The organism is Cohnella sp. 56 (genome assembly GCF_037963805.1).
Classification (GTDB): Bacteria; Bacillota; Bacilli; order Paenibacillales; family Paenibacillaceae; genus Cohnella.
The window spans coordinates 368,312-394,570 of the sequence record NZ_JAZDQE010000003.1; the positions used below are offsets into that span (position 1 = coordinate 368,312).

Annotated in this window: 14 protein-coding genes; 13 read left to right on the top strand and 1 reads right to left on the bottom strand. The window is 61.5% G+C overall.

What is annotated here, in order from left to right:
* The first annotated feature begins 46 nt into the window (after positions 1-46).
* A complete protein-coding gene (gene atpD / locus VQ071_RS07165) occupies positions 47-1,453 on the top strand; it encodes a F0F1 ATP synthase subunit beta (protein WP_340513215.1) in 1,407 nt (468 codons plus the stop codon).
* 24 nt (positions 1,454-1,477) lie between these two features.
* A complete protein-coding gene (locus VQ071_RS07170; protein ID WP_340513216.1) occupies positions 1,478-1,879 on the top strand; it encodes a F0F1 ATP synthase subunit epsilon in 402 nt (133 codons plus the stop codon).
* A gap of 63 nt (positions 1,880-1,942) precedes the next feature.
* On the opposite strand, the gene VQ071_RS07175 is transcribed toward VQ071_RS07170, so the two are convergent.
* Positions 1,943-2,563: a class I SAM-dependent methyltransferase gene (locus VQ071_RS07175; protein ID WP_340513217.1), complete on the bottom strand. Its 621-nt coding sequence runs from the start codon at positions 2,561-2,563 to the stop codon at positions 1,943-1,945.
* 203 nt (positions 2,564-2,766) lie between these two features.
* Here VQ071_RS07175 and VQ071_RS07180 point away from each other — a divergent pair, with 203 nt between their 5' ends.
* The 11 genes from VQ071_RS07180 to VQ071_RS07230 all read left to right on the top strand — a co-directional run bounded on the left by VQ071_RS07180 (position 2,767) and on the right by VQ071_RS07230 (position 26,244).
* Positions 2,767-3,858: an NAD(P)-binding domain-containing protein gene (locus tag VQ071_RS07180; protein WP_340513218.1), complete on the top strand. Its 1,092-nt coding sequence runs from the start codon at positions 2,767-2,769 to the stop codon at positions 3,856-3,858.
* Positions 3,859-4,499: 641 nt separating this feature from the next.
* Positions 4,500-5,996, top strand: coding sequence for an alkaline phosphatase family protein (locus VQ071_RS07185; RefSeq protein ID WP_340513219.1), 1,497 nt, complete (start codon positions 4,500-4,502; stop codon positions 5,994-5,996).
* Positions 5,993-6,727, top strand: coding sequence for a glycosyltransferase family 2 protein (locus tag VQ071_RS07190; protein ID WP_340513220.1), 735 nt, complete (start codon positions 5,993-5,995; stop codon positions 6,725-6,727). The genes VQ071_RS07185 and VQ071_RS07190 overlap by 4 nt, the downstream gene beginning before the upstream one ends.
* Positions 6,728-6,795: 68 nt before the next feature.
* Positions 6,796-8,493: a glycosyltransferase family 39 protein gene (locus VQ071_RS07195; protein ID WP_340513221.1), complete on the top strand. Its 1,698-nt coding sequence runs from the start codon at positions 6,796-6,798 to the stop codon at positions 8,491-8,493.
* A gap of 104 nt (positions 8,494-8,597) precedes the next feature.
* A complete protein-coding gene (locus VQ071_RS07200) occupies positions 8,598-9,401 on the top strand; it encodes a hypothetical protein (RefSeq protein ID WP_340513222.1) in 804 nt (267 codons plus the stop codon).
* Between the two features lie 33 nt (positions 9,402-9,434).
* Positions 9,435-10,382 carry an FTR1 family iron permease gene (locus VQ071_RS07205; protein ID WP_340513223.1) on the top strand — a complete coding sequence of 316 codons (948 nt, stop codon included), beginning with the start codon at positions 9,435-9,437 and terminating at the stop codon, positions 10,380-10,382.
* An 87-nt stretch (positions 10,383-10,469) separates the two neighbouring features.
* Entirely contained in the window at positions 10,470-10,931 is a 462-nt protein-coding gene (locus VQ071_RS07210) for a Dps family protein (RefSeq protein ID WP_340513224.1), read from the top strand.
* Between the two features lie 92 nt (positions 10,932-11,023).
* Complete coding sequence (locus tag VQ071_RS07215) at positions 11,024-11,935, top strand: hypothetical protein (protein WP_340513225.1); 912 nt, start codon at positions 11,024-11,026, stop codon at positions 11,933-11,935.
* Between the two features lie 124 nt (positions 11,936-12,059).
* Positions 12,060-15,746 carry a FecR domain-containing protein gene (locus tag VQ071_RS07220; RefSeq protein ID WP_340513226.1) on the top strand — a complete coding sequence of 1,229 codons (3,687 nt, stop codon included), beginning with the start codon at positions 12,060-12,062 and terminating at the stop codon, positions 15,744-15,746.
* A gap of 235 nt (positions 15,747-15,981) precedes the next feature.
* The gene (locus VQ071_RS07225; RefSeq protein ID WP_340513227.1) at positions 15,982-23,586 is read left to right on the top strand and encodes a cadherin-like beta sandwich domain-containing protein; all 7,605 of its coding nucleotides are present in this window, start codon (positions 15,982-15,984) and stop codon (positions 23,584-23,586) included.
* A gap of 471 nt (positions 23,587-24,057) precedes the next feature.
* Positions 24,058-26,244 carry a S8 family serine peptidase gene (locus tag VQ071_RS07230; protein WP_340513228.1) on the top strand — a complete coding sequence of 729 codons (2,187 nt, stop codon included), beginning with the start codon at positions 24,058-24,060 and terminating at the stop codon, positions 26,242-26,244.
* Positions 26,245-26,259 lie beyond the last annotated feature (15 nt).

Consider the following 26,259-nt stretch of genomic DNA (forward strand, 5'->3'; position numbering starts at 1 on the left):
GAAGCGAAGGCTACGGATATAGACTGAAGTTACAGGAGGGACACGAATGAGCAAGGGGCGTATTGTCCAGGTCACGGGACCGGTCGTCGATATCGAGTTCGACAACGGCCATCTGCCTGACATCCTCAACGCAATCCAAATTCATCAGACCGGCGAACGCGAAGTCAAGCTGACGGTCGAAGTCGCGCAGCATCTGGGCGACAACATGGTCCGTACGGTCGCCATGTCTTCGACGGACGGTCTTATCCGCGGTACGGAAGCCGTCGATACCGGCGCGCCGATCACGGTACCTGTCGGACCGGCGACGCTCGGCCGCGTATTTAACGTGCTGGGCGACCCGATCGACAACGCCGGTGCGGTCGACCGCACGATTGCGAATCCGATTCACCGCCAGGCGCCTCCGTTCGACGAGCTGTCGACGTCGCAAGAGATCCTGGAAACCGGCATCAAGGTCATCGACCTGATGGCGCCTTACGCCAAGGGCGGTAAGGTCGGCCTCTTCGGCGGCGCAGGCGTCGGCAAGACGGTTACGATGCAAGAGCTCATCCACAACATCGCGCAGGAGCACGGCGGTATCTCCGTATTCGCCGGCGTCGGCGAGCGTACGCGTGAAGGTAACGACTTGTACCATGAAATGAGCGACTCCGGCGTTATCGCGAAGACCGCGATGGTGTTCGGCCAAATGAACGAGCCTCCGGGCGCGCGTCTGCGCGTCGCGCTGACGGGTCTGACGATGGCCGAGTACTTCCGCGACGAAGAAGGCCGCGACGTGCTGCTGTTCGTCGACAACATCTTCCGCTTCACGCAAGCCGGCTCCGAAGTATCCGCCCTCCTCGGCCGGATGCCGTCCGCAGTAGGTTACCAGCCGACGCTGGCAACTGAAATGGGTCAACTGCAAGAACGGATCACCTCGACGAAAAAGGGCTCCGTCACCTCGATCCAAGCGATCTACGTACCGGCGGACGATTACACCGACCCTGCTCCGGCTACGGCGTTCGCTCACTTGGACTCGACGACGAACCTCGAGCGGAACATCGCGGCAATGGGTATCTTCCCGGCCGTCGACCCGCTGGCATCGTCCTCCCGCGTCCTGGCGCCGGAAGTCGTCGGCGAAGAGCACTATGCCGTCGCACAAGGCGTCAAGAAGCTGCTCCAGCGCTACAAAGAACTGCTCGATATCATCGCCATCCTCGGTATGGACGAACTGTCCGAGGACGACAAGCTCGTCGTTCTGCGTGCGCGTCGCGTCCAACTGTTCCTGTCCCAGCCGCTGCACGTCGCCGAAGCCTTCAACGGCATGCCTGGCGTATACGTGCCGGTCAAGGATACTGTTCGCAGCTTCAAAGAGATCCTTGAAGGGAAGCATGACGATCTTCCGGAACCGGCGTTCCACAACGTCGGCTCGATTGAAGGCGCAGTCGAGAAGGCGAAGAAGCTCGCTCAAGGGCTCTAATCCGCTTTTGATGGAGGTATCGGTATGAGCACCCTAAGATTGGAGATCGTCACCCCCGAGCGGACGGTCTACGAGAAGGACGTCAACATGGTTGTCGCCCGCGGCGTAGACGGGGACCTGGGCATCATGCCCCACCACATCCCGCTCGTGACGCCGCTCAAGATCGCGCCTGTCAAGGCGAAGATCGGGAACAACGATGAATACATCGCTGTTCACGGCGGCTTCATGGAGGTTCGCAAGGACAAAGTCGTCATCCTGGCAGAATCTGCCGAGCTCGGCAAGGACATCGACGTCCACCGCGCTCAGGAAGCCAAAAATCGTGCGCAGGACCGTCTGAACCACAAGCAAACCGAGATCGACCACGCGCGTGCGGAGCTTGCACTGCAGCGCGCGATCACTCGGATTCGGGTCGGCGGCGGAGATTAAGCTTATTAACAATCGCCGGGAGGCGGCACCTGCTCGCAGGTAGCCGCCTCCCGGCGATTTTTTTTATGCTTCGCGTTCGTCCGCTTGCGGCTTGGTCCACGAGAGCAAGTAGCGGTAGTAGAAGCGGCGCCGCACGACCACGCCAGGCAGTACCTCGCGGGCGGTCCGACGAATCTCGTGCAACGCTTCCTTGGGCTCCGCGATCCGGACGCCGATATCGTGCGCGGCGCCATGGAAGCGATCCATCACGCGAATCGGCAGCACGGCCAGGCCGGACAACACCATATCGGTCAATGTCTTGTTCGCCGCCAGACCGATTACGAGCAATTTGCCTCCGGGACTGAGCAGCTCCCGCATCCGCAGCAATGCTAGCCTCAAGTCCATATGGTGCAGTGCGGCCACACAGGTAATCGTCTCGAAGCGCCCGCCGAAGGCGGTTAAGGATGTGGCGACGAAATCCCCTTCCATCAGGCTATGGTTGGTGACTGCCGCCAGCCGCTGCCGGGCGCGCCCGATAACCCGGCCGTCGGGATCGATGCCGACGACTTCGCCCGCATAGGGCGCCAGGCGTTCGAGCAGCAGTCCTTCACCACAGCCGATATCCAACACACGCCCGCCGCGCCTGCGCGCGTCAGCGACGAGCAGCGGGTGATAGGCCGTATTGTGATTCCAATAGGCGTCCATGTATGTACCTCCAAGCGATCGAATATATTGCCGCTTCCATATAGAGACGAGCGGGAAGGAAGCGCGGTTACAAACGGTCGATCACTGCTATTGCCCGCAAGAGCGCCGCATGGGGAACGGTCAGACGTTTTTACACTGTGCGCCGATGGGCGTATACTAAAACGTAGCGCTTCAAAAGAGTCGGAAAGGCAGGCATTGGACGAATGGAAGATATCGTTATCGTAGGCGCGGGGCCTTGCGGGCTGTCGGCTGCGGCAGAGCTGCAGGACAAGGGCTTCGATCCTTTAATCATCGAAAAAGAAAACGTAGGCTACTCGATCTCGCGCTATCCGGTCAACATGCAGTTTTTTAGCACGGCGCCGATGCTTGAGATTGCAGGCGTGCCGTTCATCACGCCGAACGACAAGCCGTCGCGGCTGGAAGCGTTGAATTATTATCGCATCGTCTCCGAACGCCGCAAGCTGCGGATTCGCAGATACGAGGCGGTCACGTCCGTGGAGCGTGTAGGAGACGCGTTCCGCGTGACATCGGTCGGCAGATCCGGCCAGCCTATCGTCACGATGAGCCGCACGGTCGTCATCGCGACCGGGTACTTCGATCATCCGAACCGGATCGGCATCCCGGGAGAGGACCATGCGCATGTGAGTCACTTCTTCACGGAGGCGCATCCGTATGCGGGCACGCGTGTCGTTGTCATCGGCGGCAGCAACTCCGCAGTCGACGCGGCGCTGGAGATGGAGCGCGTAGGCGCGAAGGTGACGGTGGTATATCGCGGGGAGTCGGTGTCCGCGAACATCAAGCCGTGGGTGCGGCCGATCTTCGACAGCTATACGGCGAAGGGACGGATCGATCTGCGGCTGAATAGCCGGGTCGTCGAGATCGGATATGACCAGGTGACGGTGGAAACGGTCAGTGCAGACGAGAGCGCGGCCGTCGGGGGCGGGTGGCAGACGGGAGCAGAGACGGCGCCGTCCGATGAGCCGATGCCGACGGGCGGCGAAGATCGCGGCGCGCTGCCGCGGATCGCGCGCGAGACGCTGCCCACCGACTTCGTGCTGGCGCTGACGGGCTTCCGGCCGGATCGCGGCTTCCTGCGGTCGATGGGCATCGACGCGCCGGACGGCATCATCCCGCCGGCGCACAATCCCGACACGATGGAGACGAACGTGCCGGGCCTGTATCTGGCGGGCGTCGTCTCGACGGGACGCGATGCCAATGAGATCTTCATCGAGAGCGGCCGGTACCATGGCCGCAAGATCGCCGAGCATCTGGCGGCGCTGCGCGGGCAGGCTTAACGGGCTGCCTGAGCAGATTGCCTGAGCAGATTGCCTGAGCAGATTGCCTGGGCAGATTGCCTGAGCAGACAGCCTGAGCAGACAGCCTGGGCAGATTGCCTGAGCAGACTGCCTGAGCAGACAGCCTGAGCAGATTGCCTGGGCAGACTGCCTGAGCAGATCGCCTGGGCAGACTGCCTGGGCAGACAGCCTGAGCAGATTGCCTGAGCAGACAGCCTGAGCAGACAGCCTGAGCAGACAGCCTGAGCAGATTGCCTGAGCAGACAGCCTGAGCAGATTGCCTGGGCAGACAGCCTGAGCAGAATGCCCGCCTGCAGCGCGGTTCGCCCCCTGAGAGGGGAGATGCCCACGCGGGCAAATCTCAAAGCCTGCATTCATGCAGCCTTTCCCCCGGCCGCACGGGGAAAAACGAATAAAACCTGCACATATACATCCTTTTGCCGCCGATTGCGGCGATCAGCGAGCTAAAGCGCCGGAAAACCTGCATCCTCGCATCCTTTTCCGCTCGCCGCTTCCTTAACCCGGAAAAACCTGTATATTTGCAGGAATTCGGGCTTAGCAACGCCCTATCCGGCTATCGGCCGTACAAGAGAGACAGTCCCGCTAAACGATCCCATACTACCCGTCGAGGAGTTCGTCCGATGAAACGCGCTTCAAAATTCGAAATTATCGCCGCCCGGGCATGGAACGTGCTGAACGAGGGCCGGCCGTTTACGCCGGTTTTCGTGATCGGTGCTTTTCTGCTGTATCATATCGGTGATCTGGGCGCACCCGCCTTCTGGCAGGCCTTGGGCCTGTCCCTATTGAGCGCACTGCCCTTGTTCGTTATTTTTTACATGCATGACTACCCGCTCTACCTGCGCAACTATTTGTGGATTCCGCTGATGGGCGGCGTCGTGCTGTGGGGCGGCGTCGGCAACGGACTGCTTAATCTATGGCTGTTCGGCGCAGCCTTATATTTCTTTTTTACGATCTTTTTCTGGGGCACCTTCTATTATCATCTGCGGATCGGCACCTCATGGCTGAACTTCACCCGCTTCTGGAAGCTGGTGCTTCAGCACAGCGACTCTACAAGCGGCAATGCGCAGGAGCAGCTGCCCAAGGTCATGCTGCTGCTCGGTGTGCTGCATACGCTCACGGGCTGGCAAATGAACGGCGGCACCGGCGGCTCCGCTGCGGATTGGACGCGTCTGCTGCTGTTCGAGGCCGGCGTGTTCGTCTTCGGATGGATTCTGCACCGCTACCTGTTCGACTGGAAGCCGGTCGAACGGCGCGAATCGCCGGCCACGCTCCCGCCGGTCGGCGAGCCGGTGAGCCTGCGCGTGTACGTGCTCGTCATCGACGGCATGCGCAAGGACCGGTTCGAGGAAGCGGACGCCCCGTTTCTGAAGCGCCTGCGCGCACAGGGAACGGAGTACACGAGCATGGAGACGGTTTATCCGGCGCGTACGGTCGTCTGCTTCTCGTCGATGTTCACGGGGGCTTATCCGCGCGAGCACGGGATCGTCTCCAACTTCGTGCACCGGCTGGGCGTGCGGGTGGAGACGATCTTCGACAGCCTGCGGCGCGCGGGCAAGACAGGGCGGCTGCTCGGGATCGCGCATCTGATCGATGCGATGGGCGACGATGTCGACGCGATCTCGGCGGTCATGCATTACGACAAGGCCGACAGCGAGACCGTGAAGATGGCGAAGGCGATTGTAGAAGAACGCGACCCCGACCTGCTCGTAGTGCAGCTCATCGGTACGGATCAGATCGGGCACGCACGAGGCTCTCTTTATGACGAATACAGGATCAAGATCGAGGAAGCGGACCGCCTGCTCGCGGACTTCGTCGGCTGGCTTGAGCAGCGGGGCAACATGGAAGGCGCGACGATCATCGTGTGTGCGGACCATGGCCAGGCGATCGGCATCGGCAGCCACGGTCATCTCGACGAGGGGGAACGGTGGGTGCCGTTCTTCATGTGGGGGCAGGGCGTGCGCGAGGGCGTGCGGGTCGATGATGCGCAATCGCTCGTCTCGCTGGCGCCGACGCTGGCGTATCTGCTGGGCGCGCCGTATCCGGGCAGCAGCCGCGGCCCCGTGCTCACGCAAGCATTGAAGCGGTTCGGACGGCAGCCGGAGGGTGCGGGACGTTGAGGCAGGTCGGCAAGATCGTCGTATTCATACCGGCTTACAATGAGGAGCCGAGCATCGGCCGTGTCATCCGCGCCGTTCCGCGCGAGTTCCTGCCCGGCTGCAAGGTGGAGGTCGTCGTCATCGACGACGGGTCCCACGACGGTACGGTCCGGGCTGCGCGCGCCGCCGGGGCCGATCATATTCTGTCGTGGCCGTCGAACCGGGGGCTGGGCGCGGCCGTGCGCGAGGGACTCCGGCAGTGCTGCCTGCTGGACGCGGACATCGGACTGATGATCGATGCGGACGACGAGTACCCGGCCGAGCAGCTGCCGGAGGTGCTGGGTCCCATCATCAACGGTGAAGCCGACTATACGATGGGCTCACGCTTCATGGGCACGTCCCACGACATGACGCTGACCAGACGTATCGGCAACTACGGCTTCACACTGCTGCAATGCCTGCTGCTGCGGTGCTGGATTCGCGACGGGCAATCCGGGATGCGCGGCTTCAGCCGGGAGGCGATGGCGCGGGCGCGGATCGTGCACGATTACAATTATGCGCAGGTTATTACACTGAACTTGCTGCGTCAGGGCTTCCGGGTCAAGGAGGTGCCGATCCGGTACCGCGTGCGGACGCAGGGCGAGTCGTTCATCCGCTTCGGCACGTATGTGCGCAAGGTGCTGCCCGCGATCTGGCGCGAGCTGCGCTCGCCCGTGGACAAGCGGGGGACAGGCGGGAACGGGACGGCTTGAATGGTCGAAAAGGATGACGGCGGGGTCCTGATGGATGGAGGCGCCGTGCAGGGAGCGGAGGGGCGGCAATGGGGCGGCGTCACGGTGGATGGAGAGAGGATGCGCCATACGAGCGGACGGGGGCGAACGGCCGGCTGTGGGCCTGGCTGGCGGTCTCGATGTCGGGAGTCTGCGCCTTCGTCTTCGCGCTGCTGCATCTGTCGCCTTGGGCGGCCGGCTGGGACGAGGTCGACTTCGTCCTGGCGCTGGACCGCTATGACCTGCTCGCGATGCAGCCGCATGCGCCGGGCTATCCTTACTTCATCCTGGGCGGCCGGCTGATGGCGCTGTGGCCGGGCATCGACGGGCCGAGGGCGCTGGCGCTCTGGAACCTGCTGCTCACGGCATCTTCGGCCTACCCGCTGTACAGACTGGCCAGGCGCTGGCTGGGTTCTTGGTCTGCGGCGCTGGCGGCGGCGCTCGTGCTCACGCTGCCGATGAACGCAGCGCTGGCGGTGCGGGCGATGTCCGAAGGCGCGGCGCTCGCGCTGCTGTGGTGGTATTTGTGGGCGGCCGTATGCGCGGCCGAGCGGCCGACGACGGGGAGGTTTCTCGGCGCGGCATGGCTGTTCGGCCTGCTGATGGGAACCCGGCTGTCCTATGCGCCGTTCGGCCTGGCGCTCGGATGGGTGTGGCTCGCCGCGCTGGCGGCAGGTCCGGGCGTGGAGGCGGAGGGCCGCCGGGCGCCCGGCTTCGGTGCGCGGGCTGCGCGGGGTCTGCTGTGGCTGGCTGGCGCAGCCTCGTGCCAGCTGCTGTGGCTCGGCGGCATGGCGGCGGCCGAGGGCGGGGTGGGCAGCATGGTCGCGCTGCTGCGCTCGTTCGCGCAGGGTCACTTCGATCGGTGGGGCGGCGGCGCGATCGCCGATCCGATGCCGCTGTCGCAGCGGCTGCTGCTGTTCGCAGGCGACAATATGCTGTGGACGGGCAGCTTCGCGCAGCGCTACATACTGCTGGGCGCGGCAGCATGGCTGCTGGGCTGCGCGATTGTGGCCGCCGGCTCGGCCGGGACCGAGCCTATGCGCCGGGTGGCGCCGGACGAGCGGGCTGCGAATCGCACGCCGGGTCAGATAGGCGCGCCGGCCGCGGTCCGCCCGGCGGTTCGCGGCTGGCCGGCACGCATGCGCGCGCTGGCCGGATTCTGCCGGCGGCCCCGGCCGGCGGCGCTGCTCGTCGCGAGCGGGGCCGCCTACGCGCTCTGGGCGCTGCTCGGCCAGAACATCGCGAGGCCCCGCCACGCCGCGCCGCTCGCGGCGCTGCTGCTGCTCGGCCTCGCGGTGACGGCGCTGCGCCGCCGCGGGCAGCCGCGGCTGCCGCTCGCTTCGCGGGCGGCACTGGCCGGCGCGCTGCTGCTGCTCGCCGCCCAGTCGGCGGAGGCCGCGCGCCTGGTGTCGCTGCAGGCATCGCAGCGCCCGGCCGTCTACCGGCTGGCCGATTACGCCGCCGCGCACATGCAAGCGCCAGCCGTGCTGTACACTTGGGAGGAGGAACGGGTGCTGAACTACCTGCACCCGGACATCCAGGCGCGGCCGATCTATACTTACGCTTATTTTCTGGCCGACCTTCGAGCGGCGCCGGATGCGCGCATATGGCTGACGGGTGCGGTGCTCGAAGGCTTCCGCCGTCAAGGAGCGCCAGTAGAGCATGCCAGGCTGCTGGCGCAGTTCCGCTCCGACGCCAGGCTGGACCCGGTGTACGGCACGATCTCGCTCTACGAGTGGGTGAGGTAGAATAATTTATTGACACGCCATTTGAAAATGATTATCATTTACCTCGATCGATGCAATGATTCGTGTCGGCTATGCCATTCAAAAACGACCGGCAGGTGGCAACAATGAAACCAAAAGCAATATGGCTGCTGCTCATCTCGCTCTCGCTGCTCGGGCTTCTGCCCGGAACTGCGGGGGCTTATTCTTATGGAAACGCCAATACGGAAGCACTGGCCGAGTCGTTCAAGGTCGTCGCGGCGAAGCTGGCGGCCGAGCCGCCGGACTGGAAGAGCGCGCAGGCTGCGTACGAGGAGCGGCGGGCGGAGATCAAGCTGCACTTCGGCGCAGGCGTCGTCACCGAGCTGACGTCCGCATTCGAGGCGCAGGACCGGGACCGGGTCATCGCCGATATGCTGGCCACGCTCGTGCTCAATATCGAGCGCAGGTTCAAGTACGCGCAGGACAGCTTCGCGGACTACAATCAGGCGAAGCTGCTGCTGGCCAAGTCGCGGGCGACATACGAGACGCTGAAGCCCTATCTGACGGGCAAGCTGGCCGAGACGCAGATCGGGGAGCTGGACGCGGACTACGAGAAGGCGCTGGGCGCGCTCGGCAACCCGGGGCTGTTCGGCGCCGGCAAGAAGGAGCCGGACCAAGCTCTGTTCGAGCGGACGCTGGCGGAAATCGACGGGGCGCTCAGCCCGCTGTTCCCGCCGCAGGGTGCGATGATCGGCTCCGTGCCGGAGGACGAGGGAGCTGCGGAGGCAACGCCGGCTGCGTCGTCTCCGGCAGGAACGGCCGGGGGCTCGCCTTCCTCGCAGGGCGGGCAGGACAAGACCAACCCGGTCGTCACGATTGCCGTGTTGGGCGGCGTAGCCGTCGTCGCGGGGCTGGCTGTCTGGGCGACCAGGCGCCGGAGATCCAGGTAAGCGGCGGCCGCGCGCCGCGAACGGAGGCATACGATGAACCTGCAAGCATTTCTGATCACGTTCCGCGAGGCGATGGAGGCCATCCTGATTGTGGGCGTTATCCTGACGTATATTCGCAAGATCGGCGAGACACGCTGGACCAAGTGGGTATGGACCGGCGTCGTGCTGGCCCTCGCGGCTAGCTACGGCGTCGCGCTGCTGTTCCAGGTCGCCTTCACGGGCTTCGCGGCGATGTCGAACCAGAATTATATGCGGATCGGCATCATGCTCGTCTCGACAGGTTTGCTGACGCATATGGTGCTGTTCATGGGCAAGCAGAGCAGGGAATACCAGCTCAGCGTGCAGACCAAGGTCGCGACGATCCTCACGGCGGGCGGCGCCGCGAATATGATCGTGCATGCCTTCCTGGTGACGGTACGCGAAGGCGTGGAGACGGTGTTTTTCTTTGCGGCGATCGGGGGCGGCGACATCCAGGCGGCGCTGACAAGCTGGGGTGCGGTGCTGGGCGTGGTGCTCGCGGGTGCCCTCGGGCTGCTTATGTTCAAGAGCGCCAAGCGGATTCCGCTGCGCAAGTTTTTCCGCGCGACGAGCCTGTTCCTCATGCTGATCGCAGGCGGTCTGCTCGTGCAGGCGATCGGAATCGCACAGGATATGGGCCTCATCGGCTCCGTATACGAGACGGCCGGCGGCCGGCCGGGAGCGGTGTACAACATTGCCTGGCTCATGCCCGAGCACCCCAACGACGAAGCGCATTACATTCGGGATACGGGCCATCGTCCGCTGATCGGCGGACAGACGGGTGTTTTTTTCCACGCGTTCCTGGGCTACAGCCACAATCCTTCGGTCGAGGAGGTCGTGGCGTATTGCGGCTATTATATTGTGCTGTACCTGCTGCTGTCGCGCAAAAAAACGTTCACCGCAGCCCGCGACACGGGCGAATCCGACGCTGCTGCCGACAAGCGGACCGCCGAGGCGACCTGATCGTCGATCGTATCCGGCTCCCTGCTTGAATACGGCCTCTCCCGGGTAAGTTAGAAGGGCAAGCTTATTCAATCGGGAGGGATTCACATGCCTAAGATTCAGAACAGTCTCAACCAAAACCTGGCCGACTGGAGCGTCATATACTTCAAGCTGCACCACTTCCACTGGTACGTGAAGGGGCCGCACTTCCAGACGCTGCACGTGAAGTTCGAGGAGCTGTACAACTTCGCAGGGCTGTCGCTCGACGAGGTGGCGGAGCGAATCCTCTCGATCGGCGGCAAGCCTGCCTCCACGATGAAGGAATATTTGTCGCTGACGAAGGTGAAGGAAGGCGGCGACGAGACGAAGGACGTCGACATGGTCAAGGCCGTCATCGACGACTTCATCCTGCTCACCAACGGTCTGAACGAGACGATGGAGCTGGCCGATGAAGCGGGCGACGCGGCGACGGCCGATCTGCTGACCAAGCAGATCGAAGCGCTGCAGAAGCACACCTGGATGCTGAGCGCGACCGCCGGCATCAACGTGCCGACCAAGGTCAAGGCTTAAGCATATAGCATTCGAGCCGTATCTCGGCCGGTATGCCGCACTTGTGTGCGGATAACGATGCCGCGTATCGTTATTTGGCCGGTGCGCCGCATTTGCGAGCGGATAACGATGTCGCACATCGTTATTTGGCGGGTGCGCCGAATTTGCGAGCGGATAACGATGTCGCACATCGTTATTTGGCGGGTGCGGCGCATTTGCGTGCGGATAACGATGCCGCACATCGTTATTTGGCCGGTGCGTCGCATTTGCGAGCGGATAACGATGTCGCACATCGTTATTTGGCGGGTGCGGCGCATTTGCGTGCGGATAACGATGCCGCACATCGTTATTTGGCGGGTGCGCCGCATTTGCGAGCGGATAACGATGTCGCACATCGTTATTTGGCGGGTGCGCCGCATTTTCGTGCGGATAACGATGTCGCACATCGTTATTTGGCGGGTGCGCCGCATTTTCGCGCGGATAACGATGCCGCACATCGTTATTTGGCGGGTGCGCCGCATTTTCGCGCGGATAACGATGTCGCACATCGTTATTTGGCGGGTGCGGCGCATTTTCGTGCGGATAACGATGTCGCACATCGTTATTGGGCGGGTGCGGCGCATTTTCGTGCGGATAACGATGTCGCACATCGTTATTGGGCCGGTGCGTCGCATTTGCGAGCGGATAACGATGCCGCACATCGTTATTCGGCGGGTGCGCCGCATTTGCGAGCGGATAACGATGTCGCACATCGTTATCTGGCCGGTGCGGCGCATTTTCGCGCGGATAACGATGCCGCACATCGTTATTTGGCGGGTGTGCCGCATTTTCGCGCGGATAACGATGTCGCACATCGTTATTTGGCGGGTACGCCGCATTTGTGTGCGGATAACGATGCCGCACATCGTTATTCGGCCGATCCCAAAATCCCGACTGCCGGACATGTTCCGGCGGCCGGGATTTTTTGTGCGCCGCGAAGCCGAGTCGTCATACGAGTTATCATGCAAAGTTATGACCGAAAATGACAAAATCCGTGAAAATAGTCGCATATCACCGCATCGCTCCCTCCTCTACAATTGGTCTTGCGGCATGGATCTTTAAGTAAAAATGATTCGGGCGTCTCGTTAACATAGCAAAGGGTGTGGGGACATGGTTCGCAAATTTGGTCTTGCCCTGCTGGCAGCTCTGCTCGTGCTGCTGCCGGTATCGGCGGCGTTCGGGAAGGAAGCGCATGCGGCCGGTTCGTCGCGGATTGCGATCATCAAGAGTCTGAGCGGCGACGTGCAGGTGCAGAAGTCGGGGGGCTCGAAGCAGTTCAAGGCGTTCGCGAAGCTGAGCCTGAACCAGGGGGACAAGCTCGTCACGGGGAGCGAGGGCTCTGCGGTGCTGCAGTTCTCGAACGGCACGAGCGAGGACGACAAGTTGACGGTGGGGGAAAATGCGACACTGACGTTCTCCAAGCTGTCGGACAAGAAGGGTACGGTCACCAAGGTGAGCATGCTCAAGGGCACGGCTTGGGTGGATGTGAAGTCGATCAAGAGCAAGGACGACGACTTCCGGCTCGAGACGCCGACGGCGGTCATGGGCGTGCGGGGGACGGCGTTCTACGCGAGCGTGAATCCGGCTACAGGCGGGACGACGACGGCGGTGCTGTCAGGGATCGTGCGCTATACGTGGGTCGGCGGGGCGCAGCAGGATATGCCGGCGTCGGCTGGACGCGCGGGCTCGGAGGTACGGCCCGGACGGACGATCGATCTGTATCCGGCCCGGCAGCTCGCCGCTCAGCCAGGGGACGATACGAACGACCTGCACGGCCAGCTTCGGCTCATTGACATCGAAGAGATTGTGCGTGGCGCGCCGCCCGAGATTATCGAGGCGCTGCTGCGCAGCAAAGGGAAAATCGATCAGGAAAATGAGGAAATGACGGCGCGATTCCTGGCGAACGGCAAGCCGGATGCGCTGAATGGGACGCTGGACGCGTTCATCCGTCACACTCGGGAGATGCTGGGCGTCATTGCGAAGCAGGCGATCGACCAGCGCAAGATCGATCTGGCGGGTCTACGTCTCATTGAACGGCAGGAGAACGCTTCGTTCGATCTGACGAAGGACCAGCTCGCGCTGACGGAGACGGAGCGGGAGCAGCAACGGCTGGCGAGGGAAAAGGAAGCCGCCGTTGCCAAGCAAAAAGCGGCGGCCGACACGGCCAAAAAGCAGGAGCTGCAAGAGCGGCTGGCGGGACAGCTGCAGGCGATCGAGACGGCGAAGCTGGCGCAAGTCGAAGCGAACCGCAAAGCGGCGGCGGAGTCGTCGGCCAAGGCGGAAGCTGCGCTGCTGAGCGGGATGACCGACATGCAGCGGCAGCAGTACGGCAAGGACAAGGCCGCCAACGCCGGAGGCCGGGCGCCGACACCGACACCTTATGCGGGCAACGAACCTACACCAACAGCAACACCGACAGCAACACCAACAGCAACACCGACAGCAACACCGACAGCGACACCAACAGCAACACCAACAGCAACACCGACCACTGCACCGACCGCCACGCCTACATCGGCACCGACCACAACGCCGGTCGCGATGGCCGCTTACGTGGAGACGGACTATCAGACGCCGGTCGCAGGTACGCTGAGCAGCTACGGCGGCAGCGGCGCCGTAACCTACGAGATTGTGAGGAACGGCGAGCACGGCTTTGTCGCGTTGAGCGTCGCCGGCTCCGCCGCCTTCACCTATACGCCGGAAGAGGAGTTCTCGGGCGTGGACAGCTTCGAGTTCAGGGCAATCGCCGGAGGCGTCGCATCGGCGCCCGCGACGGTCGCGATTTACGTCAAGCCGTTCGACTTTGAACTGAAGGGGCTGTCCTCCTCCGCCATCGTCTGGGGCGAACAGCCGGTCGAGCCGTATTTGCTGGGCAGCTTTGCGGATGGCGCCTATCGAAGCAAGAGCTACGGGGTTTTCGTAGACGACAGCAACCGCATGCTGGACATCACGTTCGTTGTCGACCCGGCCGTCGTCACGGATGCGCAGCTGGTCTATGACGGCGAGGAGATCGAGCAGGAGCCGAACGGCACGCTGCACGGCAGCTTCGCACTGAAGGACATCGTTAACAACATTCGTCTCCAATACTCAATGACCGAGGGTGGCGGCACGATTTTTTACGAAGTCAATTATATCGTGATCGGACGGCAGCAATGGGCCGCCAATCTGCGGACCGACGGTCAGGCGGAGGTTCATCTTGTGCCGGTCGGCAACAACACGTACACCGCTTCGGTCCGCACAAGCGACGATACGCTGCTGCTGAGGAGCGAGACCTTCGAGCAAGGCTTGAAATCGGGCGTATGGTACTACAAGCCGAGTGATCCCGGCAATCCGGGCAGTCCCGCGACGCGGACCCCGGTACAGCCGAACGGAGAGGGCAAGTACCCGGTACCGCTGGCTCCCGGCTGGAACAAGGCGGATATCAGTTTGTTCTACCAAGGTCATGAGGAGAATGCCAGAGAAGGCGTCGTGTATATATGGAGAGGCGACGGCGTGCCGGATGGCTATGCGTTGACCGGTCTGAAGGGAACGCCGGTGCAGGATCCTCCCCAGGCGTCGGCTGCGCCGCGGGAGTTCATCAGAGATGCGTCGCAGCAGAGCGTATATCGCGTCGCGATGCCTGACGATACGGTGAAGGTCAAGGTGAAGCCCGTGCCCGGCGTCGGCATGAAGGTCGACGCGGTCTACTATGGCGGATACGATGCCTTCAAGCCGGCGCAAGAGTCGCCCGAGGGCTCCGGTGTGTACCTGCTGCCGATGTCGGTCGACACAATGAACTATGGATTCGTCGTCGTCAGCCCTGTCTCCGGCAGCGGCCCGCCGCTCGCATATACGCTCGATGTGAGTTCGGGTTTGACGCTGGAGCTGACGGCCCGCATCGGCTACATCGAGGCCTCGCAGCCCACAAGCTTGGAGCTGTGGGACTACGCGGGAGGACTTCAGGGCGAGCTGGACGCCTCCGCGGGGCAGCTGGGCTTCAACCTGGTCGTGGACGGTCCCGATCGGGGCTCCGAGGTTTGGGTCAATGGGGTTCGAGCGTCTTACGATTCTATAAGATACGCTTTTGTGCATCCGTTCAGCCCCGAGCCGGGATCCCAGATATTGCGGATCGAGGCGACGGATGCATACGGCAGATATGCGAGTCGGGAGATTCGTTTTTTCTACGGCGTCCGGGGCGAGCGGCTCACGCCGCCCGGGCTGGCGTCATGGAATACGCACACTGCGGGGGAGGGCGGCCCGGCACAGCCTGTATCGTGGGTGTACGACGGACAGAACCGTTTTCATATGACGGTCGCTGAAGACCAGGATCACATACAGGTGCAGTGGTCGCGCGGCGAAGGGATCGTGTTGGTCAGAATGGGGCCGGGAGGCGTCATCGGGACGGACAGCTACGCCAGATCGCTGCCGATGGGCAGAAGCGAGTATGTCCTCGAGATCAGGGATGAGGCTGGCAGCTGGCTGCAGTACGACCTGACCATCTATCGCGGTGCTCCCGTCTATCCGAGGCTGATTTACAGCGGTTGGGGATCGAGCGTCATGTTCCAATACGATGAAGAGACAGACATGTATGTTGCGAGCATCGACAACTATCCCGACAACGTCTGGATCGGGTTGAATCTGCCGGCCGGCGCCGAAGCCGAGCTCACGGTGGGGGGCGTGCCGTACGAGCCGAACTCCGACGGGCTGTATGCGCTGCAGCTGCCGCCGGAGAGCGATGAGCTGGCTGTCCATGCCACGGTTTATTTTGAAGAACGCGCCTCGTCCTGCGATCTGCTGATCCGGTACGCGGCACCCTGAGACTTAAGTTGCTTGATGAGGATGGAGACTCTCTCGTAGTCGCGTTTGCGGCTAGGGAGAGTTTCTTATTTTTTTAGTCCTATTTTTTCGAGTAATCGTTTGTCAATCGACAAAAAGAGCCCTTTTTAAGATATAATCAAGAAGTCTGTTCCATAGATTGCTTGCGTTGCCAGCTAGCTTCATAGATTCGAAGTACATACTGTTATTCAGTTCATTATAAACAGGAGTGAAGCTAATGTATCGAAGGTTGGGCATGTACCTGCTGTCGGCCCTGCTCGTGCTGCTGCCGGTGTCGGCGGTGTTCGGGAAGGAAGCGCATGCGGCCGGTTCGTCGCGAATTGCGATCATCAAGAGTCTGAGCGGCGACGTGCAGGTGCAGAAGTCGGGGGGCTCGAAGCAGTTCAAGGCGTTCGCGAAGCTGAGCCTGAACCAGGGGGACAAACTCGTCACGGGGAGCGAGGGCTCTGCGGTGCTGCAGTTCTCGAACGGAACGAGCGAGGACGACAAGTTCACGGTGGGGGAGAATGCGACGCTGACGTTCTCCAAGCTGTCGGACAAGAAGGGCACGGTCACCAAGGTGAGCATGCTCAAAGGCACGGCTTGGGTGGACGTGAAGTCGATCAAGAGCAAGGATGACGACTTCCGGCTCGAGACGCCGACGGCGATCATGGGCGTGCGGGGGACGGCGTTCTACGCGAGCGTGAATCCGGCTACGGGCGGGACGACGACGGCGGTCTTGTCGGGTGTCGTGCGCTTGACGTCCGACCATGTCGAGAAGACGTCAAGCGGCAGTGCGAGCGGGTCCTCGGATGCAGGCGGCTCACCGGCAGCCGGCCGCAAGACGGTCGATCTGTACCCGACGCAGCAGATCTCGCTCGACCCGGGTGCGAATGCAGATCCCGGCGAGCGGACCATCATCGTCGATATCGAGGATATCATCAAGCATGCGCCGCCCGAAGTCATCGAGGCGATGCTGCGCAGCAAAGAAAAGATCGACGAAGAAAACAAGCAAATGACGGACAAATTCAGGGAGACCGGGATGCCGCCGGAGCTGCAGCAGCAGCTCGAACAGTTTATGCAGAATACGCTGGCATTGCTGAATGTCATTGCGCAGCAAGCGATCCAACAGAAAAAAATCGATGAAACGAAAATCAAAGAGATCGAAAAACAGGAAAAGACGAAGTTTGAGCTGGGCAAAGACCAGCTGCCCCAGCTGAGCGAAAAGGATAAAGCCAAGCAGGAAAAAGCGAAGCAGCTCGAAGAAGAAGCTGCGAAGAAAAAAGAAATGCAGGAAGCCGCCAAGAAAAAGGACCTGTCGGACAAGCTGGCGGAGCAGATCAAAAAGGTCGAGGATGCCAAGCGCGCGTTGGAGGAAGCCAACAAGAAGGCGCTTGAAGAGGCGAGGGCAAGAGCCGAAGCCGAATTGCTCAAAAAGCTGAACGAGCAGCAAAAACAACAATATCAGCAGGACAAGACCCGCAATAATCAGGGCAGCTCACCGGGTGCGACGGAGCCTGTGCCGAGCGCGAATCTCTCGTCCAACGCGAATCTGGGGACGCTGACCGTATCCGTCGGTACATTGAGCCCGGCATTCGATGCGGGCGTAACCGCTTATAGCGTGAGCGTGACCAGCGACAAGACGAGCATCGACGTCGCGGCGAGCGTGCAGGACAGCCGCGCTGCGTTCACGATCAACGGGCAGAGCGTGTCCGGCGGCAAGCGGACGGTCAGCCTGGCGTATGGGGACAACGTCGTCGACGTGACCGTCAGGGCGCAGAGCGGTGCGCAGAAGACCTATACGTTGACGATCACAAGGCAATTGCTGAACAGCGTCAGCGTCGTATTCCCCGGCAATGACGGGATCAACATCGACTTCAATGCGGGCGGCTCCGCCCAGCCGCTGCAGATTCCGAGCGGTTCGGACAGCTTGACCTTGACCGTGCCTGCGACAGGGCCCGAGCTCGACATCTCGGTCAACGGCCAGAGCGTCATGCCGTTGCCGGTATTCCTCGCGGCGCTCGTCGTGCAGCCGGGGCAAACGTCGTGGAAATACGTGATCCCGCTTAACAGCGAGACCAATACGATTGTGATCAAGGCGACGATCGACGGCGTGGTCAAGTCCTATACGCTGATCGCCCAGCGCGCGATGTCGAGCGAGACGGCGGTCAAGAGCGTCGAGGCGCGCAGTGCGGACGATGCGGCTCAGTATGCGGTGAGCCAGACCGCGAGCGGCACGTGGACGGTGAGCGTCCCTGCGGACACCGCCACGCTGAAGCTCCGGATCGCGACGCTGAATGCGGCGGCGAAGGTGCTGCTCGGTACGGGCGAATACGCTTCGGAAGCGACGATCCCGTACACGATTGTTAATCTGAACGTACCGTTCAGGGTGAAGGCCGCCGACGGTACGCAGAAGGACTTCCTGTTGAAAATCGTCAAGCTTCCTTCGGCGAACGCGAACCTCGCTGGATTGGAGCTGTGGGCAGGCGCCATCAGCCCGACGGTGGTCGCGAACGGAGCGACGTCGTATACGGCGAATGTCGGCAACGCGACCGGCAGCATACAGGTCAAGCCGACGGCCGCTCATAGCGAAGCGACTGTCAAGGTGAACGGCTCCACAGTTCCGAACGGCAGCATGAGCGGCCCGATCGCGCTGAACGCCGGGGCGAACACGATTACGATCGAAGTCACGGCGCAGGACGGTACGAAAAAGCAGTACACCGTCACGGTCACGCGCGAGAATGCGGCACTTCCTACGCCTGTGTTCAATCCGCCGTCCGGCGCAGTAGCGTTCGGCACGCCGGTCACCATCTCGTCCGAGGGCGCGGAGCATATCTACTACACGACGGACGGCAGCGATCCGGCGACTTCGGTCACCGGCGCAACCAAGGAATATTCGGCGAGCAGCAAGCCGACGATCGGGTCCGCCGGCATGTTCAAGGCCATCGCGACCCGTGCGGGCTATCCGAACAGCGCCGTGGGCAGCGCGGAGTACACGCAGGCGGCGACTGCGGATCTGACGGAAATATCGCTTAGCGGCGCGGTGAATGGATTTTCCTTCAACGGCAGCACCTACCTGTACGATGCAGTAACGGCGCCGAACGATGTATCCAGTCTCACCGTCAAGGTGCTGGGTGCGAATACGACGGGAACGGCGCGCACGATCACGGTCAATGGCACCGTCGTCCCGAGCGGCGACATGTCGCCCCGGATCGAGCTGGGCGTAGGCGTCGCGACGACGATCACGGTCGTGGCCACAGAGGAAGGCAAGAGCTCCAAGACCTATATCATCAAGGTGACCCGTTCGGCCAATGCCAACGCGAACCTGAGCGCATTGACACTGTCCGACGGCACGCTCAGCCCTAAATTCGCGAGCGGGGTTGCGACTTATACGGCTTATGTGCCTTATGAGACGACGCAGCTGACCGTGACGGCGACTGTCGAGGTGCCGACCTCGTCGGTGACGATTAACGGTCAATCCGCCGATCAGCCGATCTCCCTGGTTGTCGGTACGAATACCGTCAGTGTGGATGTGGCGTCCCAGAGCGGCTTGGCCAAGTCCTACACGATCTCCGTCACGCGCCATGCGGCTTCTCAGGACGCGACGCTGAGCAGTCTTGAGGTTCCGGGTCAGACGCTTGTGCCCGTGTTCAATCCGGTGGAGCGTAGCTATACGCTTGCCGTACCGTATTCAACGGACGGATTGGTCGTAAATGCAACTGCAAGCTCTCAGTATGCGCAGATCGCGGGCGCCGGCCCACATGCATTAAATGTGGGAGAAAATGTGATTCCGGTGACCGTAACTGCGCAGGACGGCGTGACTGTGCTCGTATACAAGCTCACCGTCACGCGGCACGAGCCGCTGTCCTCGGACGCGACGCTGTCGAGCTTGCTCGTGAGCCCAGGTACGCTGGAGCCTGAATTTAGTCCGGTCAATCATAGCTATACGGTGACGGTGCCTGGCGCGGTGGACAGCATTCATATCACGGCGACGGCGAACGCTCAGGCTGCAACGGTTGCAGGAGACGGCGACCATGCGCTTCACGTAGGCGACAACGAGTTGACCGTCACGGTCACGGCCGAAGACCAATCTACCGGCACCTATTTGATTAAGGTTGTTCGCCCGTCCGAGAATTTGTCTCTTGTCCACGGCACAACGGCCTGGACGGACGTACGGAGCGACGATGCGGATGTCGTCTGGCATGTGAACGAGGATTATATGTACGATGCTGTCCTCTACACCGAGTTGCCGGATGAATCGGTCACGCTTGTCTCCGCGATCTCGTTCGACGAATCGATAACGGAGGCCTCGCTCAGGCGCGAGGGTTCAGAGGAGACGCTGGCCAGCTATGACGGCGGCAGTACGATGAATATCGAATTCGGCCCGCTGGAGGCCGGCGACAATGTTTTCATGCTTCATGTCTACGATGTAAACGGCGGTGCAGTGTATTACAAGCTGGACATCAAGGTGGGCGGCAGCCTGCCGGCGCTGGCGAATATGTTCGTGAATATGGACAGAGAACATGGCTCCTTGACTGCCAGCCGGATCGATACACATCACTTTACTTTGATTGTGCCGGATTCGAGCACCGGCTTCACTGTCTATCTTGTGCCCGATAGCGTCGCGTCCGATCTGGAGGTCGTCGCCGGGGATGAGGGCTACGGCGTCGAGATGGGGTCGTTCTACGTCGGCGCGGGTGCGCTTGACCAGGGCTGGAATCGGTTGACGGTGAAAATGAAGGATATCGCCGGCCATGCTGCGCCGGATACGATCATTGATGTCTGGCTGCCATCCGAGGAGGAGACGGCGGGGCCTGCATCGCTCAGCCTGAATCTCGACGATATGGCGTTCGTGAATGACGGACAATCGTTCTATCCGACGAGCATGGGCGAATTCGGATTTTATAATGTTGCGACGCACGGCAGAAGCGCCGAACTGTCTTTCTCCGCGGCGCTTGCCGACCCGGAGTCCACGGTTGATGCGGTATTCGTCGTCAACAGCGGTGAAGAAGGAGAGGCCCGGACAGAGCTCTCCCCGGATGTTGAAGGCCAGTATAGCTTCGATCTGGCGCAAGGCGACAACATTGAGATCGTCGTGCGCGATGCGGGAGATCACCGATTCAGGCACTGGATTCATATTGAGCATACCCTCGATCCCGAGGAGTCGTTGCTGCCCCGGGGTGTCCATGCCTGGAGCATCGGCGACGTCGGGGTCAAGAAAAACAGCAAGTTCAGCCGGGATTACTACTATGTCGCGCTTCCGGTGACACAGTCCAGTCCGGCGATGACATTGTCCCTGGATCCTGCGGTGTATGCCGAAGCGGAGCTGTATGCCGGGTCTGAATTTGCTATGACCGCCAGCGATCCGGTCGCGTCATGGACAGCGTCCGAGGATGAATCGCAAGCCATCGAGGGCAGCCTGTCGGGCTACAATATGTACACGCTTGTACTCTATCCCGTAGACGAGGAAGAGGAGATCGGTGTATATAAAGTAACCATCGGCAATGGGCCGGCGTCCATATACGGCCTTTCTCTTTGGGAGACGCTTAACGGCGGGGATTTTGCGGTCGATGCGGGCTGGGCGAATACCGGTACGGATGAGGCGCCGGTATACCAGGGGTACATCTACAGCACATTCCGCTATCTGCGGATGGATATGAACTTTGACAAGACGCTGGTCTCCGACGCAGCGCTCGAAGAAGCAGATTCCGCTGCTCCGCTCGCAATTAATCGATACAAAGAAGAAGGATACTATGAGTTTGACATGAATGGCGTGTCGGACGGATTGCACCACCTGAAGCTGACGGTCACGGAGGCCGACGGTTCCACGAAGCATGTATACGATCTCTACGTCCACTTCATACCTCGGGACAATGGCGTTGCCAGGGTAACCGCAGATATTGCGGGCTTGCCTGTCGCCTGGATGAAGGCGGAAGGAATCGAGACAGCAACGGAAGAAGGCCAGGTAAAGCGGGAATACGCAATCCTGCCGGCGGATCAAGGCGCGGCGGTTATGCACTGGAGCATGACGCTGGCGCCTGACTGGATAGAAAAAATGTACGAATTTGTAGATGCCGCTATCGACGGCATTGACGATGCGGTACAAATAGACGACAACGGCCAGTATGCAAGCGGAGTATTGACACTGTCGCCGGGCTATCACGATATTAAAGCCAGATACAAATCGCATTCCCCCATGCAGCCGGAAAGCGACGAGTACTTTGTCAGGGAGTGGATTGTATTCGTCGGCGATCCGTCCCATATGGCAGATGCGCCCGAAGCCGGTCTGGACGGGAGCAAGCTGATGCTGACGACGGACGATTCGTTTGAATCCGGCATTCCGCTGGAAGGCGAAGGACGCTACCTCCAGGCCGATGTGGCTGAGGACGTCGACGGCATATTCCTGCAAGTGGCCGCCTATTCGCCGTACAGCCGCGTCGATGTTCTGTATATGAACGAACGTCCCTATGAGATTGCCGAGGGCCGATTCAATTTGTCGATGCTGCACGAAGGGTCCAACCCGGTCACGATCAAGGTGACGGATCCGACGGGTACGATCGAGACTGAATATACGCTTGAGATCAACAAACAAGCGGGAGGCGGAGGCAGCCCCGGCACCGCTCCCAGGGCGCGGATCAATAGTCTCAGCGTCGGCGGCCATCAGCTGCCGATGAACGCGAATGAGGATGAATTCATCTTGACGCTGCCGTTTGAACCCGGACCGGCTCCGGCTATGACCGTGCATGCAGTCGCCGACGGACAGGCGCATGTTGACCTCACGGTCAACGGCTCGGCTTGGCAGTGGGACGACGACACCAACACGATCATGCCGGACGACGAAGGGAACTATGTCTTAAACGTCACTTCGACGGACGGTGCCTACAGCGAGAGCGTCTATCGCGTCCGTGTGGTGCGGCTGCTGACCTCCGATGCCACAATTGACGGAGAAGTGCCGATGATCTGGACTTCAGGCAGCGGGGATAGTTGGAACTCGGACGCGCTCGAGCTTGAAGACGGGGAATGGCTGCGAATGAACTTCGGTACGGCGGCGGGGTATCACCTGGAATTCGCGGTAGACGGCGGGGAGCTGGACGGCGAAGCTCATGACTGGTATCTCGACAGCGGTCCGAACAAGCTGACTGTCTACGTGAAGTCCAATATGGATAACAGCGTCGCGGCACAGTACGAATTCAACGCATACAATTGGAACTCAATGCTGGTCGCGAACGCGACGGCCGACAAGGACGCTGACCGCGTCCAGGCAATCAAGTGGGACGGACAATACTATGCGACGGTGCCGATCTCCTGGTTCTCGGGCGCGTCCGAGCAGAAGGTCAATATTTATCCGAAGGCTGGGCAGGGAGGCGGCAATCAGTTGACCTGGAACTTCACCGGCCAGATGTCCTGGGGCAATTACCAGCTGTCCGATGCGGCCGGCAATCACTTTGCCAGAAAAGTGAGCGTGTATGCGGCGGATATGCCGGATTTTATGGCCAAGTTTGAAAATTCCGGATATGGCTGGGTCTCGGGAGAATTCCGGTATCCTTATGGCCACGACGAGAGACCAGGGCTATACTTCTGGTCGGGCAGCTCTGAGGCGCTGCCTGCCAAAGTTGATTTGAGCGCCTTGCAGTCGGCCGGAGATATGCATGTCTATGCCATGAACGACGATGCGACGCCGCTCGACAGAGCCGAAATGGAAGGGCGTTGGACCTGGAATCTGCCGCTTGACAGCTTCAACAGCAATGGCGTCACCACCTTCAAGGTTGTCGTCACGCAGAACGGCAATAGGAGCGTATATTTGCTGAGCTTCGGCATCGGCAACGATCCGCTTTCCGCATAGTTTAAGCTTGTCGCCGATCCGGCCAGGAGACTGAAGCTCTCCTCGGCCGGTTTTTTACGACATGATGCCGGCAGCCCATGACCTTAGTACTCTTTTTATATCGGAAGAAGGAAAAAGATGTCGAAAAACGAATACTTAACAAATGCTTAAAATAGAGTGCGCACCGTGATAGAGCAAGGCGATCGGAGGATGATGAGCAAGCTTCGGAGCGGTGAGTAAAGCCGCGAGAGAATTTGGCAAAAATGAGAGATTGATTAAGGAACATTAACTTGTCAGCCGTGTTCCATGCATGAATAATGAATGAGCGATATATATTAGGCTGGATTCGCGGCGTCACAGATCTGTTCGGCCTTATGTCCCGCCCCCTGCAGCGTTATACATACGACGAACGACGGATAAGTGTTGGGGAAACGCCAAATAGTGGGTATATACTCATAGCTTCACTTACTGACAGGCAAGGGCGTGGCATGAATGGCGGCAGGACAATATGTTAAACGAAGCGCGATCCGGGCCGCGGCCGGGGCGGTGCTCATCGGCGCGAGCGCGCTGGTGTCCGGCATCCCCGGCGTTCCGCCGGCAGAGAGCGGGGCGGCCGGTGCCGTGCCGCTCCGGCAGCAGTGGCAGGAGATTGCAGGCGGCGCGCCGGCGTCGCCGATGAGGAGCCAGCTTGCGGATATGCCGATCAAGGATGCCGGAGTCGCGGCATCGGGAGCGAAGGTCGCTATATCCACACTCGCGAATGCGGCGTTCATCAAGACGACGGGCATCGCCGATGCCTGGAAGCTGCTTCGCGAGGATGTGACCGGCACGATCGCGATCGTGGACACAGGCGTCGATCTGAAGAACGTGGCGCTGACGCCTTATTTGACGGAGGGGGTCAACCTCCTCGATCGCGCGCAGCCGCCCCAGGACGACAATGGCCACGGCACTGCCGTAGCGGGCATCATCGCCGCTGCGGCGGAATCCGCCAAGGGGTCGGGGACGGCGGTATGGAAGATGAAGCTGATGCCTGTCAAGGCGCTCGACGAGCATGGCGAAGGCGACGAGACGCATCTGTCGAGCGGGATCCGCTATGCGATCGCGCACGGCGCGGACATCGTCGTGTTGTCGCTCGGGTTGCGCAGAGACGCGCCGGACATGCGCGAGGCGATCGAGCTGGCCGAGCAGCGCGGGGTGCTGCTCGTGGCCGCCACCGGCAACGACGCGGCCGAGTTCGGACAGAAGGCAGCGGTGCAATACCCTGCCGCCTATCCGACCGTGCTGGCAGTATCTGGCGCCGAAGACGGCCAAGGCCAGATGCATTCGACCGGAGGCCCGGAGACGGATCTGGCCGCGTCGTGGCAGGTGGAGACGCTTGCGCTGGGCGGCGGCCGCCTGTCGATGGAGGGCACCTCGATGGCGGCGCCGCAGGCCGCCGTCGCGGCGGCGATGCTGCGTGCGGCGCATCCGGACTGGAAGCCCGCACTCGTGCGGGAGACGCTGCGGCGGACGGCGCAGGATATCGGCGCCGCAGGGCGGGACGACGCGACCGGCTTCGGCATGGTGCGAGCCGATCTGGCCGTTGCGGCGAAGCCGCTGGCAGACTGGCGGGAGCCGAACGGCGCGCAGCGCTCGGCATCGCCTTTTCCGCCGGGTACAGAAGTGTACGCCGCCTGGAGCGGGGCGAAGGATACCGACTGGTACGCGGTAGAGACGCGCTACGACGGGATCCTCTCGGTCCGGCTGCAGACGACCTCTTCGGACGCCGGCGCCGGCGCGGTCGAATTGGCGCTGTACAAAGCCGGCGCTGCCCGACCTGTAGCGGTATCGCCGGGGAGCCGGAGCGATCTGGCGACTTGGAAGCTCGCCAAGGGCAAATACTACCTGCGTGCGGACGGTTCCTCCAAGTCTGCGCCGCGCGCATACAGATTAACCTCCGGCTTCCGGATGCTGCCCGACCGGACGGAGACAGGCGGCAACAGCCGGGCGGCGTATGCGATCGAGCCCCGCACGCAGACGTGGACCGGTACGTTCGATCGTCAGGCGGACGAAGACTGGACTGCGATCAAGCTGCCTCAGACAGGCGATCTGAAGGTGACGGTGGAGACGGACACGACGCGGATCGATGCCGCCGTCGCCTTGCAGCGGGCGGGCCAGCCGCTCGTGTGGACGGATGCGCAGGGCAGCGGTCTGTCCGAGACCGTGTTCCTCAGGAAGGCGTCGGCAGGCAAATACTACATAGGGGTCCGCAACGCAGCCGCCGATGATGCGCCACCCGTAACAGGGACCTATACGGTCAGGTTGGAATACATTACTACGTATGCGGATATAGGCGAGCCGAACGACGGTCCGCTGACGGCGGCCGCCCTGACCGAGGGCGCGGTCGGCACGCTCAAGGGCCTCATCTCCGACAAAGACGATGAGGATTGGTACAGATTTAAAGCGGTGAAGGGCGGAACCTATGCCTGGACGCTGACCGGCATTCCCGAAGGCTCGGCTTTCCGGCTGGAAATCTTCAGCAAGGCGTTGAAGCCGATCGGGCACTGGTCAGGCAAAGCGGGGCAGTCATCCGCCAGCGTCCGTCAGGAGTTGGCCCCAGGCACTTATTATGCCCGGATTACGGCCGATCGCGCCGATCGATCCGCTTATTATCGGTTCGGCATACTGGACGACGGATAAGCCCGATCGGCCGGC

What these genes read in the sequence shown, in the direction of transcription:
- atpD (WP_340513215.1), top strand. Translation starts at nt 47, where the DNA reads ATGAGCAAGGGGCGTATTGTCCAGGTCACGGGACCGGTCGTCGATATC.
- VQ071_RS07200 (WP_340513222.1), top strand. Translation starts at nt 8,598, where the DNA reads ATGAAACCAAAAGCAATATGGCTGCTGCTCATCTCGCTCTCGCTGCTC.
- VQ071_RS07230 (WP_340513228.1), top strand. Translation starts at nt 24,058, where the DNA reads ATGGCGGCAGGACAATATGTTAAACGAAGCGCGATCCGGGCCGCGGCC.
- VQ071_RS07185 (WP_340513219.1), top strand. Translation starts at nt 4,500, where the DNA reads ATGAAACGCGCTTCAAAATTCGAAATTATCGCCGCCCGGGCATGGAAC.
- VQ071_RS07205 (WP_340513223.1), top strand. Translation starts at nt 9,435, where the DNA reads ATGAACCTGCAAGCATTTCTGATCACGTTCCGCGAGGCGATGGAGGCC.
- VQ071_RS07170 (WP_340513216.1), top strand. Translation starts at nt 1,478, where the DNA reads ATGAGCACCCTAAGATTGGAGATCGTCACCCCCGAGCGGACGGTCTAC.
- VQ071_RS07225 (WP_340513227.1), top strand. Translation starts at nt 15,982, where the DNA reads ATGTATCGAAGGTTGGGCATGTACCTGCTGTCGGCCCTGCTCGTGCTG.
- VQ071_RS07175 (WP_340513217.1), bottom strand. Translation starts at nt 2,563, where the DNA reads ATGGACGCCTATTGGAATCACAATACGGCCTATCACCCGCTGCTCGTC.
- VQ071_RS07220 (WP_340513226.1), top strand. Translation starts at nt 12,060, where the DNA reads ATGGTTCGCAAATTTGGTCTTGCCCTGCTGGCAGCTCTGCTCGTGCTG.
- VQ071_RS07210 (WP_340513224.1), top strand. Translation starts at nt 10,470, where the DNA reads ATGCCTAAGATTCAGAACAGTCTCAACCAAAACCTGGCCGACTGGAGC.
- VQ071_RS07180 (WP_340513218.1), top strand. Translation starts at nt 2,767, where the DNA reads ATGGAAGATATCGTTATCGTAGGCGCGGGGCCTTGCGGGCTGTCGGCT.
- VQ071_RS07195 (WP_340513221.1), top strand. Translation starts at nt 6,796, where the DNA reads ATGGGGCGGCGTCACGGTGGATGGAGAGAGGATGCGCCATACGAGCGG.